Origin of the sequence: Paenibacillus glycanilyticus NBRC 16618 (genome assembly GCF_004000805.1) — a bacterium.
GTDB classification, from domain to species: domain Bacteria; phylum Bacillota; class Bacilli; order Paenibacillales; family Paenibacillaceae; genus Pristimantibacillus; species Pristimantibacillus glycanilyticus.
On sequence record NZ_BILY01000001.1, the window covers coordinates 1 to 20147 of the forward strand.

Here is a 20147-nt window from a genome sequence, read left to right on the forward strand (position 1 = left end):
TTGTGCCTTTTGGCCGGAATCTCGGCCATTTCCTGCGGAAAACGGCCGATTACATAAATCAGCTGCCCCCGATGCCCTGATTACTTGCCTTCGTTGATCGCTTTGATCAGCTCAAGCGGCACCTTCGGCTTGCGGTCGTACGTCAGCAGACCGTTGATCTCCTGCTCCACGTCCGTGAGCTGCGTATAGCAGTAGCCTTGGACTACGCCGGAGAAGATAAGCGGCTGAATCACGTTGCGCAGGCGTTCAACAAAGTCCTCGTCGTTCGATGCGCCGGAGTAGCCCCAGCCTTCCCAATCGCTCTTCTTGTAGGCAATGCCGCCGAACTCGGTGACGATGATCGGTTGTCCGTCGTATTCGTAGCCCGCTACGCTAAGGCGGCGGTTAGCCGGCATAGCCGATACGGCTTTTTCCACGCTGCCGTAACGGTCTTCGAGCACTTCGCGTCTCCACTCGTAGTCATGGATGTTGTACAGGTCGGTTGCAACCATTTCCCAACCGTCATTGGAGATGACAAGGCGGGTCGGGTCAATCGACTTGGTCAGGTGGTACATCGCAAGCGCATGCTGCTGCTGACGAACGTCGACCTGAATGTTAGGCACACCCCAGCTTTCGTTCAGCGGTACCCATACCGCGATGCATGGATGGTTGAAGTCGCGGTCGATCGCTTCCTGCCATTCCTTCGTAATGCGGCGGACGTATTCTTCGGAATAGTCGCAAGCGTTCGCCATTTCGCCCCATACGATCAGCCCCAGCTTATCGCACCAGTACAGGAAGCGCGGGTCTTCGACCTTCTGATGCTTGCGCGCGCCGTTGAAGCCCATCTCCTTCATCAGCACCACATCCTGCTTGATCGCCTCATCCGATGGAGGCGTCAGGTTGCCGTCCGGGAAATAGCCTTGATCCAGAACAAGCTTGCTGTAGTAAGGACGGTTATTCAGATTAAACTTGCCGTTCTCGAGCGAGATTTTTCGCATGCCGAAGTAGCTTGTCACCCGGTCGACTTCCGCACCGTCAACGGACACCACGAATTCCGCGTCATACAGGTTTGGACGCTCCGGCCACCAGAACCGGTCCATGCCATGGTCGTTCAAGCCGCTTAGCTTAATCTTCCGGCTTTCTTCTCCCGCACGCACTTGATACGTATCTTCCGACACAACCTCTCCGGCAAAGGAGATCTTTACCGACAGGCTCACATTCTTCATGCCTTGCGCGAATCCGCCGACAAACGAACGGATCTGTATTTCATTCGTATCGATATCCGCCTCGTATTTCACTTTGCGAAGATGAACCGGCGATACCGCCTCCATCCACACGGACTGCCAGATGCCCGTCGTACGGGTATACCAAATCGAACGGGATTTCTCTTCCCAGAACTGTTTGCCGCGCGGCAGGAATACATCCGTGCCGTGATCGACTGCTTTTACCACAAGCGTGTTGTCGCCGTCCGAACGCAAAGCATCCGTAACGTCAGCTTGGAAAGGCGTATGACCGCCTTCATGGGAAGCTACCAATTGGCCGTTCACCCATACATAAGCTTCGTAATCTACGGCGCCGAAATGAAGCACAACCCGTTTCCCTTGGAAGGACTTCGGAATCTCCAGCGTTCTGCGGTACCATACCACATCATGGAAATTCGGATCGCCAATGCCGCTTAGTTCGCTCTCGAAGCTGAACGGCACCTGGATTCTTTTCGAAAAGCTCTTGTTGCCCGAATGCCAGCCCTCTTCCCCGCCTACGCGCGCATCGTCAAATTCAAATTCCCATTCCCCGTTCAGGCATTCCCATGCGTTACGGTTGAATTGAGGTCTAGGGTATTCGGCTCTTGGCAAGTTTGTCATCTGTTACGCCTCCATTAGTTAACCAGTTAGTTGTTATATTAACAAAACCATATGAATCTGTTGCCTATTTTATCGTCTGCCCTATTAACCGTCAACTAAAAAGTTGTTTTATTAACAATTAGGTTATATAATAGCCAAGACAACGGAAAGCGAGGAAACCGGCGTGCATATTCAAGTCAGCACCAAATATATGACGATGCTCGAATGTTTTTCATCGGAAACGAGGGTGAGGATGATCGAGCTGCTTAATAACGGACCGATGAGTATCAAAGAGCTCGCGGAAACGTTAGGTTTGTCGTCGGCAATCGTAACGAAGCATATTCAGAAGATGGAGGAAGGCGGCCTGATCAAGACCGAAAGCCTGTCGGGAACCCGGGGGAGCCCCAAAATGTGCTCGCTTGCTATCGACTCGCTTACCCTGCAGCTCCGCACTTCTTCTTCGGAAAAAGCGTTGAATGAAGAAACCAAATATACGGTGGAAATCCCGATTGGCCAATATTCGGACTATGCGGTTAAGCCAACCTGCGGCCTTGCATCGGAGAGCAAGATTCTTGGGCTTGTGGATGATCCGAGGTACTTCTCCGATCCGGAACGAATGAATGCGTCGCATCTGTGGTTCGGCAGCGGTTATGTCGAATACCGGGTTCCGAATTACCTGCATGCCGGACAAGCGGCTTCCCAGCTGGACATCTCGCTCGAGCTCTGTTCGGAAGCCCCTTCGTACAACGAAAATTGGCCTTCCGATATCAGCTTTTACATCAATGACATTGAGGTTGGCGTATGGACTTGCCCGGGGGACTTCGGCAGCAAACGCGGGGCTCTGACGCCTTCCTGGTGGCAGCTTGGCACGCAAAACGGCCTGCTCAAAAGCTTGTCCGTTCAAGCGACCGGTACGTTCCTCGATGGCGTCAAGCTTTCCGAGGTCACTCTTGAGGATGTCGGCCTGAAGCTTGGCGAGGATTTCCGCTTCAAGCTCGCTTCTCTCGAGACGGCCCGCCATTGCGGCGGAATCAGCCTGTTCGGCAGACACTTCGGCAACTACAAGCAGGATATTATGGTCAATGTCTATTACAAGGATAAGATCAGAACTGAATAGTTGAAAAAAGCCGATCATAGAGAAATCCCGGTTAAACAGGGACTACCGATGATTGGCTTTTTTATGCTGATGATTTAAATAGACTAGCGCAGAAGAACCGGGAATTCCGCAATCCGCAGCCTTGCGCAGCCATAAGGAACCAGTTCAATTTCTTCGAGCGGTTCCTTGCTGGCAACAGGACTTACCGGGGGCGTTCCCGCGGAGTTCATCTCCATCGTCCACTGCGGAATTCTGCGTGCGTGTACCCTCATGCGCAGCGGTGGATTGTCTGCGGCAAACGGCTGCCTCCGGATTTCCTCTTCCCCCACACTTCCCTTATCGGCAAGTGTCAACCTGGTAAGCTCCACGCCATTTCAGCGGTTTCAACACCTTGTTCATCGTGAATCCCCCTAGGTCGTGATCTTTATCGCTTCGTCATTTCTCAAAGCTTTACCTCTGCAATATCACGACATATGCTTTTATATTTTATATCTAATTAGATATAAGAGACTGCAAGATACGTTTGCTATACTACATTTTGAAAACGCTTACTAAAGCGTTGATCATAATAGGGTAAGGAGATGAATGAGGTTGAAAAAATGGAAAACCCTGCTCGTCGGAGCGGCCGCAGCCGTTATGCTGATGCCGCTTCACGTGAGCGCGTACAGCAATCCGATTACGATTTCAGACTCCTGGCATTGGGCGAACAACGATTTCTATGGCGAAGGCGACCCGTATATTTTGAAATTTAACGGCACCTATTATCTTTACGTCAGTACCGTCGACGATCAGAGCGGCGTTAAAGTATGGTCCTCTACGAATCTCGTAGACTGGAGCTATCGCGGCTTGTGCACGACGGAAGCAGTTACCAAAGCGGCGTACGCGCCTGAAGTCGTCTATTGGAACGGCATGTTCTATATGTACACCTCCCCCGGCGGAGGCGGTCATTACGTGCTGCAGAGTACGAGTCCAACAGGTCCGTTTACGGTTGCAACGGGCAATCTGGGCATGGGAATCGACGGCAACGTCTTTATTGACGATGACGGCAAATGGTATTTCTACTCGACCGGCTCCAATACGATTAACGCACGGCCGATGACAAGCCCTACGGCCTTTGACGCCGCTGTCGGCACCGGCTTGTCGATGGCAGGCTGGACCGAGGGCTCCACAACCTTCAAACGCAACGGAAAATATTATATGACCTACACGGGCAATCATGTGTGGAGCACCGGGTACCGGGTCAATTACGCAACCAGCGCAAGCCCAACGACCGGCTTCGCGCCGGCGGATAACCAGAACCCGGTTCTGATCGACACGGAAGGCTCGAATGTCGGGCTTGGCCATAACAGCGTGATCAAAGGTCCTGACCTGGATTCGGATTTCATGGTTTACCACAGTCATGCATCGGATGGCAATCTGACCTACCCGGGCCGCAAAATGAATCTGGACCGCATCGCCTGGAACGGAGACAAGCTGCTGGTCCTTGGTCCAACAACGGCTTCCCAGCAAAATCCGGAGCTGGCCGATTTCGAAGACCGCTTTAACCGCACCTCCATCGGAACGGGCTGGACCAATATCGGGGGCGGCACTTGGGGGATCTACAATCAAGAGCTGATGTGGCAGGATACGATCGGGAACACGAATACTTACCGCCAGGTTACCAGCGCAGGCACTGCCGGCGATTATACGGCGGAATTCAACACTAAGCAGATGAAGCAGGGGACCAGCAGCAATCCGGTATACGGCACCGTCTTCTCCTACACCGATGAGAGCAACTATGGAACAGCCGTCTTGAACCGGAGCCTGAACCGGCTGGAAACGAACTTTGTCGTTGGCGGCGTCAGCCAGGGCTGGCAATATTCCGCGCTGCCTTCCGGCTACGACTATACCAAGTGGCATCAGATCCGCGTCGAGAAAGCCGGCACCAGCTTCACCGTTTATGTGGACGGCATGAAAAAACAAACCCGGACCGTCAGCGGCATCGGCGGAGGCAAGATCGGCTATACCACAACGGATGCCCACGCGGACTTTGGTTTTACCGCCTTCAGCAACAAAGTGAACGGCAGCAGCGCATGGAATGCGTACAAGCCTCTTCCGGGCAAAATCGAAGCCGTTCATTACATGAACGGAGCCGAAGGAACGGCTTATCATGATTTGACGGCCGACAATATCGGCGGTGCTTACCGCAGCGGTTCGGTCGATATCCGCAGCTCGGCAGCCGAAGGCAAAAATGTCGTGGGCTGGAATCAGACCGGGGAATGGCTGAAATACCGCGTGAATGTGGCAGAGACCGGCTATTACGATCTGGATGTGCGTCTTGCGACAACCTTTACCGACGCAAGCTACCGCGTATGGGACGGCGCTACCGACTTGACCGGCGTCGTTGGCGTGCCAAGCTCCGGCGACTGGGAAACGTGGACAACTTCAAGCAAAAAAGGGCTGTATCTGACAGCCGGTTATCATGAGCTGCGCTTTGAGTTCGTCAAAGGCGAATTCGACTTCTCGGGCATGACCTTCTCCCGAGGCGATGCGGTCACCAGCCTGTCGGATGACTTTAATGACGGCAACGATAACGGCTGGACAAGATTCGAAGGCAACTGGTCCGTCAATTCGGGCGAGCTGGACTCTGCCGGCGGAGGCGTATTCGGCAAAACAACGATCGGCAATGAGCGTTGGGCGGACTATACGGTTGAATCGGATATCAAGCTCATCGACACGACCGGGGACGCCGGCGTCCTGGTAAGAGTAAATAATCCGTCCAACGGCACCGTGCTGGTTAACAACCCGGATTATGTTCAAGGCTACTATGCTTTTATCAAACCGGATGGCGTCTACTTGGGCAAAATGAATTACAACTATGCGGGCGTCGCCTCTTCCTCCGTATCGCTGGCGGCGGGAGCTTGGCATCATATGAAGGTTGTCGCTTCGGGAACAACGATAAAAGTCTACGTAAACGATATGGCAACTCCGAAAATCACCTATACCGATAACAGCGGCAATCCGTTTACTCACGGGAAGGTTGGCTTGCGCACGATGAATAATCATACGCGGTTCGATAATTTCAAAGTTAACCCGTAAAACGCAAAGAAGGCAGGCCATCATAGGTCTGCCTCCTCCTTATTTATGAGGGCAAAATCAGCTGAGTCGGTATAACGAACCTGCCTTGAAGCTGCTCTCCGCGAGTGATATAGCCCATCAGCAGCGAGACGGCTTTGGCGCCGATTGCGGCTTCATTTTGACGGATATAAGCAACCTCCGGAATCTCTGTATCGTCAAACGCAACCAATTGTTTATTTGCCGCCTCGTTTATTCTTTTCAAGGCATGATAAGCCATTCGGGCAAGCTCCACATCCGTTGCAACAAGGCCGGAGAAGCTGTCATGATGCATAAGCATCCATTGATGGATCAGCTCCGCCCCATCTTTCCTTGAAACGTTAAACCTCTCGTAAGGAACGGTATACCGTAAAACGGATGATGGCTTCAGCCCGCATTCCGTCACTGCGCTGTCGAAGCCGGCAAGCCTGTCGGCCATTACGCTATGCTCGACGGGCGGCGTCAGCAGGGCAAGGCGATGGTGGCCCTCCCGGAACAGATACGATACGGCTTTTCGCGCGCCTGCCTTATTATCCGAGCAGACGCTGACGACCGGCATATCGTTGTAATAACGGTCGATCAAGACTACCGGACATTGGAGCTCCGCCGCTCTTATAACGGTCTGGCGTTCATGCCAAGCTCCTATGGAGAAAAGGATTAACCCCCCGATGCCAAGCGCGCCAAGATCCTCAAGCGATTGCAGCTCTTTGGCGGTGCTGCCCCTGGATACGCGGATCACCAGCGTATAGCCATAGCCGTTAACCGCATTCTCAATAGCGTCCAAAAGGCGCTGTTCCACCTTCGTACGCATGGAAGGAATAATCATCCCGATAAGCTTGCTGGACGAGTGGCGGTTTGCCCTAAGCCCCGGTTCCAGCATCATCCCGCTTCCTTCACCTGCCGGAGAAAACAATTTGTACGGCGCTTGCCCGGCAACAAACGTGCCTTTCCCTTTGGAGCGGACGACAATCCCTTCCTCCGCGAGGCCGGCCAAAGCATTTTTCGTGGTCATCAGACTGACATGGAACTGCGCGGCCAAATCCGTCTCGGACGGTATCCGGTCACCGGGACGCAAATTTCCAAGCGAGATTTGGGTTTTGATAGCTTCCTGAATTTGTTTGTATAATGGAATATCCTTCAAGGGCGCTCACCACTTTTACTATACTGTGCCTGCCCCCCGCAAAACAACAAAAATCCCCTTCCGGACTTCCGGAAAAGGATTTTATGCCCTCTTTATTTTTTCTTCAGCAGATCTTCGATTGCTTTGCGCGTGTCGGCGCTGAACTCCTTGAAAAATTTGATCAGCTCCGCATTGCACAATCCTGCGTTATACAGCATTTGAATCGTAATAAACTCCGGCATTCCTTTATCGTTGACCGAAGTAATAATACCCGCTTTCATGGCTGCCGAAGTCGAAGTCTTCGTCCAGTCCGGCGGCGTTTGGTTGCCCGAAATATTCACATGAGTCTCAAGCGCGGCAATCCGCTGCTGAAGCTCCTCCATTTGTTGTTTTTCCGCTTCTGTCATTGGTTTATCCTCCTCCGGCGCATAGGCTCTAAGCAAATCGTCTTCCGTCCCCGCATATTCATTCAGATCGACATTACCGCTAATGCCGGACACCTTCCGGGTCCCGCTAGGCAAGGTACCGCCCGAGCTTCCGTCGCTGTATTGCCAGAACGTCCATCTGGTCCAAGCCTTGGCATCATCGGGCGGGCTAGAGGCGTTGTATCTGGCTATCCATAACGGATAAGTGCCCAGCGAGGTGTCAAAATGGTTAGCAAAGGCGTTACCGGTATAAAAAATCGGCTTTACGCCAAATAACCGCTCCGTCTCTTCCAAAAAAGCTTTCGCTACCGCGCTCATGCTGGCATCGCTAAGGTTACCCGAGTTCGTCTCGTAATCCATTACGGGAGGTAATAGCAGGTTGTTAGCCTGTGAAGCCGTTTGGTAAAAATACTGCGCTTCCCGTTTCGCCGCAGCCGAGGAGGATGCCCTCAGAAAATGGTAAGCCCCAACCAGAAGTCCGGCCGCTGCCGCTCCGTTGGCATTTTGCAGAAAGGTTGGATCCTTATAGTTCTCTCCTTCGGTTGCTTTGACAAAAGCGAACGTTATGCCGTCGCCCGCTACTTTCGGCCAATCAATCGTTCCCTGGTAATGGGATACGTCAATGCCTTGGGCATATCCTTTTGTTCTTCCTTGCACGACATCCCCTCCTTCGGGTCATTCATGTAACTTCTTTCTATTAGTAGATTCATGTGCTGCTAGATGGGACACGGCATTTTGGCACAAAGAAGCCGCCCTGCGGGAGGGCGGCCTTCTAAAGATTCCTTATTTATTCCGGCATTACGGCGCAGCCGTCAGGTTGAAGGCTTCCCAGCCGCTGACGCTGTCTCGGTTGGCAATCAGCATGCCAAGGTTCAAATCCGCGCTGACATATTTATTGTTGGCAACCGACTTGAACGATACCGTACCGTCGGCATTGGTTGATTTGATGAATTTCTCCCAAGCCGCAATCCCTTGCGCCTGCGCGATCAGCCTGCCGTTGTTGTTGAGATCGGCGCTGACGTATTTATTATTGGCAAGCGACAGGAAGGATACCGTGCCGTCCGCGTTCGTTACCACGATAAACTTCTCCCATGTGCCAACGGAAGTGCGATTGGCCACAAGCGGCGAGGCGCCGGTATTTTCGGCCGTAACGTACAGATTGTTGGCTTTTGCCTGCAGGCTGGAAGGCGCATTCAGCTTCGCGTAAGCTTTGAACATATTAATAAGGGTCGTATTTGGCGTAAAGTTGCTGGTCGTGAATTTGGCCAGCTTCGATTGCATCGTTGCAATGCTGTCGCTGCTTACGTTCGGGAACGGGTTCGTATTGTTCTGGTACAAGCCCCAATTGCCGCCGCTCGTTACTTTATATGACCAGTTGGTCCAGGATACGTCAAGCGCATCCAGGCCGGACAGCCATTTCTCCCATAAGTCGTTATGCGTGAACAACGTGAACTCGCCGGAGTAGACCGGCACATTCCAGTTGTTCTGATGCCAGATAATATCGGAGAACCACTGGTTGATGCTGTTGTTCTGGCTATTCCAGTCCGTATCGTTCCAGTCATAGCTGTGCACCTCGTACACCACGTTCGTCCAGCCGTAAGTCGACGGAGCCTCGATATTGTTCCAGTAGCCGAAAGCTTCCACGTAAATCATATGATCCGGGTCGATCGCGCGGACGGCTTTGTACAGACGGTCGTACATTTGGCTGATCGACAGGCTGCCGTTGTTGCTCACAGGTTCATTGAGCAGATCGTAGCCGGCAATCGTCGGATTGCCTTTGTAGTGTGCGGCAATCCGCTGCCACAGCTGCACAACCCAGTTCTGGTAAGTGGTATTGCTCCACAGCTCGTTTGCGCCTTCGCGACCGCCGCTTTGCCAGCCGTTCATATTGCCCGGTACCCCGTGCAGATCAAGCAGCACATACAAACCAAGGGATTGCGCGTTAGATACAAGCCAATCCAGGTTGCCGAACGATACGGCATCCGACTTCATCGTACCGTCGCGGTTCATCATGTTCTCCCAATAAATCGGCACCCGGATAAAGTTGAGACCCATATTTTTAATCGTGTCCAAGTCGCTTGCCTGAATCCACAAATCCTGATAGCTGTCCTTCAACGAATCGACTGCGGAGGAGCCAAAGCGGTTAATCAGTGTTCCTCGGACCGTCCACTCGTCAGTGCCGCCAAGCGGAGACATCCAGTTCTCTTCCATCATCCAGCCGCCAAGGTTGGTGCCGTGCAGACTGACGACGCTGCCGTTGCCGTTGTTGTTCTTAATCTGCTTGCCGTTTGTTTTCAGAAAATCGCTTGCTCCAATAGCCGCATCCGCATGCTGTACCTTGATGGAGCCCATCATTCCCACCGCAAGACAAGCCGTTACGGCCAAGGTCAGTACTTTTCTTAATTTCATTAACTAGCCTCCTTAAAAGAATTGTCGCCTTAGCCTATCCGGCCAATCGTGATGATTCTTGCTTCGTATGCACCTTTCCCTTTTATGAAATCGATTACAAACACTAATATAACGACCCGTCCGGCAAAAAGCATTGGCTATTTTTCAGATTCATTTGTACGGTTTTCAGGGTTTGAAAAATTAACGCGATTAACAAAAAAACCCTTCCGTCCTGGAAGGGATTGTTCCTAAGGGAGCAAGCGCCCGGCAATCAAATCAATTAGCTTTTGCGCGGCTTTGCTCAAATAATGCTGCTTCAGCCAAATAATTGCCGAGCTTGAAGTCACATCCGGCCCGTCTATCGGGATAACCCGGATACGATGATTGGCATACCGGTTAACCGATGTTCTAGGCAGAATGGATGCACCAAACCCGGAAGCTACAAGCTCCACGAGCATGCCGATATCCGAGCATTCTCCTATTATCGCTGGCGAAAGTCCGCGCGAATGGAATTGATCGAGGATCAGATGGTAAAGCCCTAATCCTTCGGTACTCGGAAGAACAAGCGGATGCTTGGCAATACAATCGTACGTAACCTTATCGAATTTCTCGTCTCCTGCTCCCTTCACGAAAAACAAAGGCTCGGCGCCAAGAATGACATGATCGAAATCCTCCAGGCTGACCGGAAGCCGGACGATCGCCAGATCCAAGGCTTTGTCCTTAATCAGTTTCGTCAGCGTATTGGTCTCATTCTGTTGAATCTTGAACGTAACCTTCGGATACAACTGGCGAAAGGCGCTAAGCACGACCGGAAGCCGTTCATCCGATAACGTATTGATTCCAATCGACAGCTTCCCCCGAAGCCCAAGACCCGATTCCTTCACTTCTTCCTTCGCTTCCTCCAGCAGCCTTGTGATGGTAAGAGCATGTTCATATAACGTTTTGCCCGGCGCGGTCAGCTCCAGATGGCGGCCGCTGCGGATAAATAACGACACGCCAAGCTCCTCCTCCATCAGCTTCAGCTGTTGGCTGAGCGGAGGCTGCGACATATGCAGGCGCTGCGCCGCCGATGTCACCTGAAGCTCTTCCGCAAGGGCTATAAAATATCGCAATTGTTTAATATCCATTTTTTGTTCCCACCCGTACGTCTGCTATATGATTTTCATATGCTTTCGCAATTTATTTAATATTTTTAATATAGTTATGCTCATGATACCATATACGAAGCATTCGGGAGAAAAACAAAGCTCGATTGAACGGAAATTTTGAAGAAAGCTGGGAATAGTAATGTTGAAATCAAAAGATAGCTTCACCGTACTGCTTGCCGGCATGCAGTGGCTGTTCTTTATATTTACCAATACGGTTATGGTGCCGCTCTCGATCGGCCATGCGCTTGGGCTTGCGCCGGAAGATATTGCGGCTTCTATGCAGCGCTCCTTTATTTTGACTGGACTGCTCTGCATCGTCCAAGCGGTATGGGGTCACCGTTACGCGCTAATGGATGGACCGGCCGGCGTCTGGTGGGGGCTTGTGCTCAGCATCTGTGCTTCCGCACCCGCGATGGGACTGGATATCAGCACGGTGGCGGCAAGCCTTAGCAGCGGCTTTATTATCTCAAGCAGCGTAGTCATTATACTTGCGTTATGCGGCTTCCTGAACGTACTGCGGCGCATCTTTACGCCGATGGTCATGGGCGTGTTCCTGCTGCTGCTTACCTTCCAGCTCGCCAATACGTTTTTCAAAGGGATGATTGGATACGATCAAGGCGGCAAATGGGATTTGAAGCTGGCTGGCTTATCCCTGTTTATTATTGTCGTTGTGGCTTTTATTCATTTGAAGGGCAAAGGAAAATGGGGACAATTCTCCCTGCTAGGCGGGATTATTGTAGGCTGGATTGCTTACGCCGTCTTTTTCGGAAGTCAGAGCCGCATGGAAACCGCAAGCGGAGGCACCGGCATCTGGCACTGGCTACCTTGGGGAGCCCCGGGCTTTGAGCCGGGCATTATTATGGTGGGCTTGCTTGCCGGACTCGTCAATATGACCAATACGCTTACGAGCTTGACGGCGGCGGGAAGGCTTTTCAAACGGGAAGCGACCAACAAACAGTTCGTGCGCTCGATCCTGTTCACGAACGGCTTCTCGATTCTGGGGGGTTGTCTAGGTTTAATCCCTTTCGGAACCTTCGCATCGTCGATCGGGTTTCTCGAAAATACGAAGGTACTGCGCCGTGCCGCGCTTATTGCCGGAGCAACGATGTTTATTATCGTCGGAATCTTCCCGGCATTGGGGGGCTGGCTGGCTAAGCTGCCGTTGTCCGTCGGAAATGCGGTGTTGTTTGTCGCTTATCTGCAGATGTTCGGCACCGCGATCCGTTCCTTCCAGGGAACAACGTTTAATGCCAAGACCATATACCGGGTTGCGCTTCCGGTCCTGACCGGAATCAGCATCATGAACATTCCGGCCTCAGCCTTTGCGGAGTTCCCTCCGCTTCTGACGCCAATTCTCTCCAACGGACTTATAATCGGAGTTATCCTCGTCATCATTCTGGAGAATGCCATCCAATGGAATAAACTTGAAGGTAAATCATTGATTGTGGAAAAGGAATCTCCTACACAACAAATCGTTATACAGCGGCAATAATGAAATCAATAAGGACTGTCCATAAGTCGTAAAAATGACGATGGCACAGTCCTTTTATTATTTCTGGTCATACAGCAATCTGCGTATTTTAATGTTCTTCCGATCGCCATTGCTCCGTTTGCCTTTAACCTATCAATTGATAAAAAGGCTCTATCCCCCTATTAAAACACCCATTCGGATTCGGCATTTTGTCCATAAACTATGAGATAAGCTGCCGCGGCGAGGGGATGCGAGTCTTGCATGTTTAACTGTATCGGTAAGGTCATTATCGTAAATAACAGCGGCATTATCCATTTTGGATTTGTCAAACAAATCGCTCCCCAATCCATTCAAGTCGGCAACGGCAACGGCTCAACGACATCCGAGGCGGATTTGGAGGAAACGGGGAGAGAAACCGAAAACCAAGCTAACGGGGAAGACAGCAATAGCAGCGACAGCAGTACTAATGGTAATAGCGGCAATAAAGGCAACAAAGGGAAAGTCACCAACGGAAGAAGCAAAGGTACTAGCAAAAGCAAAGGTTCAAACAAAAGTGCTAGCAAAAGCAAGCCAACCGGAAAAACGACTGCCGCGAAAAAAACGTCAGCGCCAGCCATGAGTTCCTTGCCTAACCTGCCTTTCGGCAATATCGGCAAAAATCATCCGCTGCTCAAATTAATGAAAGGGTTCAAGTAAGCCGAATCGGCTAACTTGAACCCTTTTATTTTTACTCAAATATATGGGATAAACGGGATCCGTTATTGTTCCACAACCACTTGCGGGATTTCGATTCGCCTTGCGCCGTGTCCTTCAGCTGTCCGCTGAGTTCCATGAACCAGGCTTGATCCTGCGCCTCAAGAGCGAGATCGATCAAGCTGCGGATATCCTCCTCGTCCGGAGCCCACTCCGCCTGCTGTCTCAAATGATGAACCTTAGCAAGCGCCATACGCCCGGCCGAATCCTCGTTATCCGATTTTACAACATGAACCTTTGCAACATTTTGTTCCACGTCGATATGCTCGACATAGCCGAAAACAAATTCACCGCTGATCGTTTGACCTTGCACCCAATCGCTGACTGCAATACTCATGGTCATCACCGCCTTAATTAAAGTGAGTAACTGTAACTTAAGTTGTTACTGTTATAATAATGTATACAGTTAATGATGTCAACAGGCTAATGGAAAGATTACTCATGCAGCTGTTTCCCGGATAAGAACTCCTTCACCTGACTGAGATACGGAGTCTCCAGAACAATGCCTTCCGCGTCCGCAATCACATACATCGGGAAGTTCTTGATGCCAATCGCCTTCGCCCATTTGACATTCCGCTCCTGTTCATGATCCCAGAACTGGACTTTGATCAGCGCATCGGTGATCCGATTGTCTGAATTCTGGAATCGGTTCAGTTCCGTCGTTTCACTGACTGGGAGGCTATTCCCGTAAAACAAATGAAGAGCGTATTGTCCATTGTTGGCAGGTTTCAGCTCTTTTAATACATCCTGCAAGTATGTGATACCCATTATACGTAAGTGCAAGGGAGAAGTTTTACTCGAAATCTCCTAAAATCATTTCGTCCAAGGCTGTGCCGCCGAGAACCATCGGGTATACGTTCTCGTCCATCGGAATAACGAACTCTACGAGCACAGGACCCGGCGTTTCCAGCGCTTCCTTCCAGGCGGCGTCCGCTTCCGCCTTATTCGAAGCACGCAGCCCTTTAAGCCCGTATGCTTCCGCCAGCTTAACAAAATCCGGGCTTCCCGCTAGATCGATCTGACTCAGCCGGTTCTCGTACATGAGCTCCTGCTGCTGTCTTACCATGCCAAGCACCCGGTTATTCAGTACTACGATCTTCACCGGAATTTGCTGCACCGCGCAAATCGCCATTTCCTGGGCGCACATCTGCATTCCGCCATCGCCGTTAATCGAGATAACAAGCCGGTCGGGATTGCCGATCTGGGCACCCACCGCCGCCGGAAAACCAAATCCCATCGTGCCAAGTCCTCCCGAGGACAGGAGGGAACGCGGCTGATTAAATTTGTAAAACTGCGCCGTCCACATTTGATGCTGGCCTACGTCCGTTGAAATAATCGCGTCGCCATGGGAAGTCTGATGAATCATCTCAAGGACATATTGCGGCTTCAGCTCGTTATCCGAATCGTTGTAGCGCAGCGGGTGCCGGGATTGATCCTGCTTGATTTGCTCCATCCAGCCTTCGGTGTTCGCAGGTGCGGCCACCGTACAGACGTAAGCAAGAATCTCCTTCAAATCGCCTACGATGCTGATATCCGCTTTAATAATCTTATCGATCTCCGCCGGATCGATATCAATGTGGACAATCTTTCTGGCCTGCGGCGCAAAGCCCCCTACCTTCATCGTCAGCCGGTCGTCAAACCGGGAGCCGAGAGAGATAATCAGATCGGCCTGTTGAATGGCCATATTCGCCGCGTAATTGCCGTGATGGCCCGCCATGCCCAGCGCATAAAAATGTCCGCTCGGAAATCCGCTAAGTCCGTGCAGGGTTGTTACAACCGGGATACGCATACGCTCAACAAACCGGATAAACTCTTCGGAAGCATTCGCATGAACGATTCCCCCGCCGGCAATGATAACCGGTCTTTCCGCTTCCGCCATCGCCTTCATCCATTCGTCTACACGCTCTGCATCAATGGCCGGTTCAGGCTCATACCCGCGGAGTTTAACCTTCGCCGTATACGGCTCATACTCCAGCTTGGCATTCGAAATATCTTTCGGAATATCGATCAAAACCGGCCCTTTCCTCCCCGTGCTGGCCAGATAAAAGGCTTCATGCAGAATCCGCGGAATATCCGCAGCATCGCGTACGGAATAGCTGTGCTTCGTAATCGGCATCGTAATGCTTATAATGTCGGCCTCCTGGAAAGCATCCGTCCCAATCATGTACGTAGGGACATTTGCCGTAATGATAACCATCGGAATGGAATCCATGTGCGCCGTTGCAATGCCGGTTACCAGGTTTGTTGCTCCCGGTCCCGAAGTTGCGATGCATACGCCAACCTTGCCGGTGGAACGGGCGTAGCCGTCAGCAGCATGAACCGCACCTTGCTCATGGCGTGTAAGGATATGCTTGAACGCTTTATTTTGCGTCATCGCATCGTAAATATATAAAGCACTCCCGCCCGGGTAACCAAATACCGTATCCACGCCTTCATCCAATAATCCTTGCAGCAATGCTTCCGAGCCAGTCATCCAGGTTTTTGTCGATTGTTCCATAATGGGCAGCCTCCCGTAATTAAAAAATAACCCCTTTCTTCCCCGGCTAATCACAGCAAAGCTGCAAGGCCATAAGGGACGAAAGGGGTTTAGTCTTCGCGGTACCACCCTGGTTCACCGGAATTCTCGCGAATCCGGTCTCAAGAGGCAGGAATGCTCCTGCCTGCTGCACGTTAACGTGTGCAATTCCGGTCGAGCCTACTTGGCTGAACTTCAGCTTTCGGTCGACAGCTCCGAGATGACCGCGTCCATCGCTTATGGCAAAGGTTCCACCAAGCCCTCTGCTCTCTGTGCATAAGCCGCATGCCGCTATTTCTCTTCCACGCTTCTTTATAAAAATCATAAAACCCCTTTCTTCCATAGGCGTCAGCATACAGCTGAACTTGCCTAGGGACGAAAGGGGTTATCTTCGCGGTACCACCCTGGTTCACCGGCGTTCTTGCAAATCCGGTCTCATGAGATAAGCTTCTGCTTACCTGCTGCACAATAACGTGTGCCAATCCGGTTGAGCCTACGCAGCTGAACTTCAGCCTTCAGTCAACAGCTCCGAGATGACCTCATGCAGCGTTTAAGGCAAAGGTTTCAGCGTTTCCTCTGCTCTCTGGACATAAGCCGTCTGCATGTTATTCTCTTCTGCGCTTTTGCTTTTGCACATCATAGCATATCAAAATCGGCTTTTCAATCCGTATTTTTGCCGATCGCGTTATTCCTGCGGTTTAACGTTTTATGCAGAATCAGAAATAGTACGATAGCAATCAGTACTCCGGCAAGCGCCGACGTCATATCCTTCTGCGAATCAAACGGGTCGCCTTCAAGCCCGATATACTTGGCCGCCATCTTCTTGTTAAACAGATAAGCCGACCACATTTCGAGCAGCTCGTATAAACCGCTTGCCGTCATAATCATCGTAAAGGTCACGGTATAGGCTGGCCATTTCCTGTGCAGCTTCAAAAAATATTGAACCGACTCCCGTACGGGAAAGGCGATAAGCAAGCCAAAGGCGAAATGGACAATCCGGTCGTAGAACCCTCTTTTGATATGAAACAGCTGCTTCAGCCATTCATCTATCGGCGTATCCTGATACGTGTAATGCGCGGCGTAAGCATGCATCGCCAGGAAGATTGCGATAAGCAAATACGATAAATTGCTAAGCGGAAACTTCCGGTACACCACAACCAGGACAATAACAAAGGCGACCAGAAGCGAATTTTCGACCGCCCATATTTTCCAGTCTGACGGACGGATCGCCATGATGATCCAGAATACGGCCAACACGGCTATCGTGATCTGCAAGAGCCTATTCTGTTTGAACGGAATCAGATGGCTTCGCAGCCATTTAGACTTGTCTGTCATGCGGTGCAACCTCTTTTTCGTCATGATGAGGATTATCTTTCCCCAAATGGCACAAGTTAAATAGCAAAAAAGAGAGGGTCGCCCCTCTCCTCTTGCAAACCTTATTTCGCAGCCTTATGCGCCCAGAACTCCACAATGCTGTTCCAGCCGTTTAATTCATTGCCGTACCCGACATACTTGATGTACTTTGCCTTTACGGGCTTAGGGAACGGGAAATTCTCAATCGCGTTAGGCGATGGTTTGTGACTTTTCTGATGATCGAGTATTTTCTCAAAGCGGACGCCGTCTTCCGATACTTCAATGTCGAAGGTGCTGTACCGCGTGTTGCCGTTGTAGAACAAAATGCTGACCTGGTCAATGTTCTGCGCCTTGGCAAGCTCGACCAGCAAATATTGACCGTTGCCGTCCGCCGACCATCTGGAATCAGGATCGCGGTCCATCGTATTGACCGGCAGATTGCCGTCATTGGCGCTAGCCGTCACTTGGCGGATATCCGCAAGCTTGCCTTCCGGCTCCGTCATTGGTTCCAGTACCGTAAACGTTCTGCTTCCCGTTACCGTTACGCCGTTCATTTTGCTTGTTGCGGTGATGGTGACCGTACCCGGTTGCTTTGCTTTGAATACATTCCCTATTTCGATGCTGCCAAGCTCCTCATTATCAACCGAGTATTTCACCTTGACCCCTGCTTGAACGGGATCGATCGTTTCGCCGTTGTTAAGCGTAATCAGCGACTTTAATGTGCCTTCATGCCCGGCGCTGATCGCATCGCTGGTTGTTCTCCAGCCCGGCACGGAACGGTCGGGAGAAAGCGTGATGCTCTTCGGCAGAGCCGGATTTGCCGCGACCCGGAAGGTCACTGTATAATTCTGTGTCCGGCCGTTATTGGTGACATGAATCATACCGCTGGCGTTTGGACCGGCCGGCTGTTCGATTTGAATGGATGCGCTGCCGGCTAGAGGCTTTGCTTCCAGCGTTGGCGTATTTTTTGTTCCGTAAGGCAGGACGACCGTATACGCGGTTTTCAGAAATTGCACGCCTTCAACCGGTTCTCCGTTCACCAGCACCGAAGCAAGTCCTGCCGCAAGCTGGCTGTTCCGGCGTTCGAATTGATCCTCATAGAGGCTTTGCGGCGATAACCGGTCACCTTCGCCAATGCCTTCCGCCCAGTCAAACGGCTTCGTGTCGGCTTCCGGAATGGATCCGGTAATTTGCACGTTAACCCCGTTCACCGGACCTTTTGTTCCGATAACATAGCCGTTGCCGAACTGCTCCGATTCGACGATGATCCCGTTTTTGCTGCTATGCGCTTTAAGCCCCGTCGTGTTCCAGAACACGCTCTCGGTTGTCACAACGCCATGCCTGTTCGTTGCCGACGAACCGTAATCCCGCGTAATGGCAGAGATGCCGTCGCCGTTTACCGTCATGTTGTCTATCAGATTCGCCATGCTCAAATACATATGAAAGTCCGTCATTAACGAAGAGTTCTCCGAGTATACGTTGTGCATGACGTTGCCGTTCGCGGAGAAGTTCGCATACGTGAAGCTATGTCTGGCTCCAATAGCATTGCTGTCCGTAATCAAATTATCGTTGCCGATGAATTGATACAAATAACCGTTGCCATTGGCGCCTCGATATTGCGGATATTGCATCGTGACATGGTCGACCGTCATATTTTTGGTCCGGTCAAGGATAATGCCTTTAGACAAGATGTGATAAATAGCGTTGCCCTCCGGCTTATACGTGCTGATGTTGCGGATCCAGCTGTTCGCGGCTGCGATGACATTGATGGCTTTCGCGTTATCCGTCTCGTAGCCGGCCGTTCCTTCCACCTTATAATCATCCTCGCCAAGACCGCTCTTGGAATTCTGGACGTTGGCAATCGAGAAGTCTTCCAGCCCAATCTCGGTGATTGGCTCTGCCGTCTTCGTAATCGTAATGTTATCTCTTATCTTCAGCGGATAACGAGTAGGAACATCTACCGTCAGTGTATTATGCGCTTCGTCTACCGCGACAATCTGCCGGTAAAAGATTGGCTCCACCTTACCAAGGCGCGAAGCCCACTTGTTCTGCATCCCCAGCTCCGCCATAAACTCCTGGGTTGTATCGAAGGTAATCAGAACATAATCGCCAACGGCAAATCCGGCCGCATGATCAACCGGCAGCAGAACGGTAGGCTTGGTGAGCGATTTGCTCAGCTTGGCGGACGTATCCGTCTTCACCCAGTTGCCGCCGCCAATCCGGATAATATCCTTCTGTTTCATATATTCGGAGGCATTGTACAGGAACGTCTTGCCAATTCCTGCTCCTTTGAGCACTACGTTGCTGGCGTTGATGCCAAGCGCATAGGCTTGTCCGGCAGGCGGATTGACCTTATAGGTGCCTTCCGGCAAATAGACAACGCCACCGCCAGCGGCTGAAGCATCATTAATTGCCTGCTGGATAGCCGAAGTTACATCGTTTTGCCCCGTGGAATCCGCAAGGTAAGGCGCTTTCGTCACATCGATGCTTCCTGTCAGATCGACAGTTGGAAGCGGTGCTTCGCCCCTGTGGTAACCCGCATAGGAGAAGTCATGCAGGAACCTCCCTTCCCCGTCCTCAAACCCCGGATACCAATTGTCCGGGTAGAGCTGGCTTCGCCCGTCCGCTCCAAGCGGAATCGTCCCCGGCGGAACCGCCGTGTCGGCCGCGTAAGCGGCTTGTCCCTGCGAACCCGTGATTACCGTGCTCATTAGCAGGCAAGCCGTCATCATGATTAGCAACCATTTTGTCTTCATCCATCAATTCCTCCTCTTCGCGATTCAAAATAGAATTCTCATGATAGCGATTACAACAGCTCATCTGCCCTCCTTCCTCATTTAATCCAGCATCCAAATTATAGAATTACTGTGTTCGAAATGGGTATGGGCAAAAGCTGGATTGCGATTGATGATTTGTTCAGCCGATCGGCAAAATGAACCCTATTATTGATCATTTCTGTAAAAAC

At 51.4% G+C, this 20147-nt stretch carries 16 protein-coding genes; 4 read left to right on the forward strand and 12 right to left on the reverse strand.

The window, feature by feature from the left end; all coding sequences use genetic code 11:
• Nucleotides 1-80: 80 nt before the first annotated feature.
• Nucleotides 81-1841 (reverse strand): glycoside hydrolase family 2 protein, encoded by a 1761-nt coding sequence (locus PGL01S_RS00005; RefSeq protein ID WP_127490518.1) that lies wholly within the window; start codon nt 1839-1841, stop codon nt 81-83.
• Between the two features lie 196 nt (nt 1842-2037).
• Here PGL01S_RS00005 and PGL01S_RS00010 point away from each other — a divergent pair, with 196 nt between their 5' ends.
• A complete protein-coding gene (locus tag PGL01S_RS00010) occupies nt 2038-2937 on the forward strand; it encodes an ArsR/SmtB family transcription factor (protein WP_268960306.1) in 900 nt (299 codons plus the stop codon).
• Between the two features lie 83 nt (nt 2938-3020).
• Here PGL01S_RS00010 and PGL01S_RS00015 read toward each other — a convergent pair whose 3' ends face one another.
• Nucleotides 3021-3269: a hypothetical protein gene (locus PGL01S_RS00015; protein WP_174806505.1), complete on the reverse strand. Its 249-nt coding sequence runs from the start codon at nt 3267-3269 to the stop codon at nt 3021-3023.
• A gap of 232 nt (nt 3270-3501) precedes the next feature.
• Here PGL01S_RS00015 and PGL01S_RS00020 point away from each other — a divergent pair, with 232 nt between their 5' ends.
• Nucleotides 3502-5994 (forward strand): family 43 glycosylhydrolase, encoded by a 2493-nt coding sequence (locus PGL01S_RS00020; protein WP_127490520.1) that lies wholly within the window; start codon nt 3502-3504, stop codon nt 5992-5994.
• A gap of 43 nt (nt 5995-6037) precedes the next feature.
• On the opposite strand, the gene PGL01S_RS00025 is transcribed toward PGL01S_RS00020, so the two are convergent.
• The 4 genes from PGL01S_RS00025 to PGL01S_RS00040 form a co-directional block, all read right to left on the reverse strand.
• The gene (locus PGL01S_RS00025; RefSeq protein ID WP_127490521.1) at nt 6038-7150 is read right to left on the reverse strand and encodes a GntR family transcriptional regulator; all 1113 of its coding nucleotides are present in this window, start codon (nt 7148-7150) and stop codon (nt 6038-6040) included.
• A gap of 92 nt (nt 7151-7242) precedes the next feature.
• A complete protein-coding gene (locus PGL01S_RS00030) occupies nt 7243-8211 on the reverse strand; it encodes a glycoside hydrolase family 25 protein (RefSeq protein WP_127490522.1) in 969 nt (322 codons plus the stop codon).
• A 141-nt stretch (nt 8212-8352) separates the two neighbouring features.
• Complete coding sequence (locus PGL01S_RS00035) at nt 8353-9963, reverse strand: cellulase family glycosylhydrolase (protein ID WP_127490523.1); 1611 nt, start codon at nt 9961-9963, stop codon at nt 8353-8355.
• A gap of 227 nt (nt 9964-10190) precedes the next feature.
• On the reverse strand, nt 10191-11069 hold the full coding sequence (locus PGL01S_RS00040; protein WP_127490524.1) for a LysR family transcriptional regulator: 879 nt from the start codon (nt 11067-11069) through the stop codon (nt 10191-10193).
• A 160-nt stretch (nt 11070-11229) separates the two neighbouring features.
• Between PGL01S_RS00040 and PGL01S_RS00045 the strand changes: the two genes are divergently transcribed.
• Nucleotides 11230-12582: a uracil/xanthine transporter gene (locus PGL01S_RS00045; protein ID WP_127490525.1), complete on the forward strand. Its 1353-nt coding sequence runs from the start codon at nt 11230-11232 to the stop codon at nt 12580-12582.
• 240 nt (nt 12583-12822) lie between these two features.
• Nucleotides 12823-13257, forward strand: coding sequence for a hypothetical protein (locus tag PGL01S_RS00050; protein ID WP_127490526.1), 435 nt, complete (start codon nt 12823-12825; stop codon nt 13255-13257).
• 31 nt (nt 13258-13288) lie between these two features.
• Here the strand turns inward: PGL01S_RS00050 and PGL01S_RS00055 are convergent, their stop codons facing one another.
• From PGL01S_RS00055 to PGL01S_RS00080, 6 genes are all read right to left on the reverse strand, one after another.
• A complete protein-coding gene (locus tag PGL01S_RS00055) occupies nt 13289-13651 on the reverse strand; it encodes an IDEAL domain-containing protein (protein ID WP_164775330.1) in 363 nt (120 codons plus the stop codon).
• Between the two features lie 98 nt (nt 13652-13749).
• Nucleotides 13750-14067 carry a hypothetical protein gene (locus PGL01S_RS00060; RefSeq protein WP_127490528.1) on the reverse strand — a complete coding sequence of 106 codons (318 nt, stop codon included), beginning with the start codon at nt 14065-14067 and terminating at the stop codon, nt 13750-13752.
• A gap of 40 nt (nt 14068-14107) precedes the next feature.
• Nucleotides 14108-15811: a biosynthetic-type acetolactate synthase large subunit gene (ilvB, locus tag PGL01S_RS00065; protein WP_127490529.1), complete on the reverse strand. Its 1704-nt coding sequence runs from the start codon at nt 15809-15811 to the stop codon at nt 14108-14110.
• 46 nt (nt 15812-15857) lie between these two features.
• A complete protein-coding gene (locus PGL01S_RS00070; protein ID WP_127490530.1) occupies nt 15858-16154 on the reverse strand; it encodes a hypothetical protein in 297 nt (98 codons plus the stop codon).
• Between the two features lie 335 nt (nt 16155-16489).
• Nucleotides 16490-17164: a DUF2238 domain-containing protein gene (locus PGL01S_RS00075; RefSeq protein WP_164775331.1), complete on the reverse strand. Its 675-nt coding sequence runs from the start codon at nt 17162-17164 to the stop codon at nt 16490-16492.
• Nucleotides 17165-17265: 101 nt separating this feature from the next.
• On the reverse strand, nt 17266-19938 hold the full coding sequence (locus tag PGL01S_RS00080) for a discoidin domain-containing protein (protein ID WP_127490532.1): 2673 nt from the start codon (nt 19936-19938) through the stop codon (nt 17266-17268).
• Nucleotides 19939-20147 lie beyond the last annotated feature (209 nt).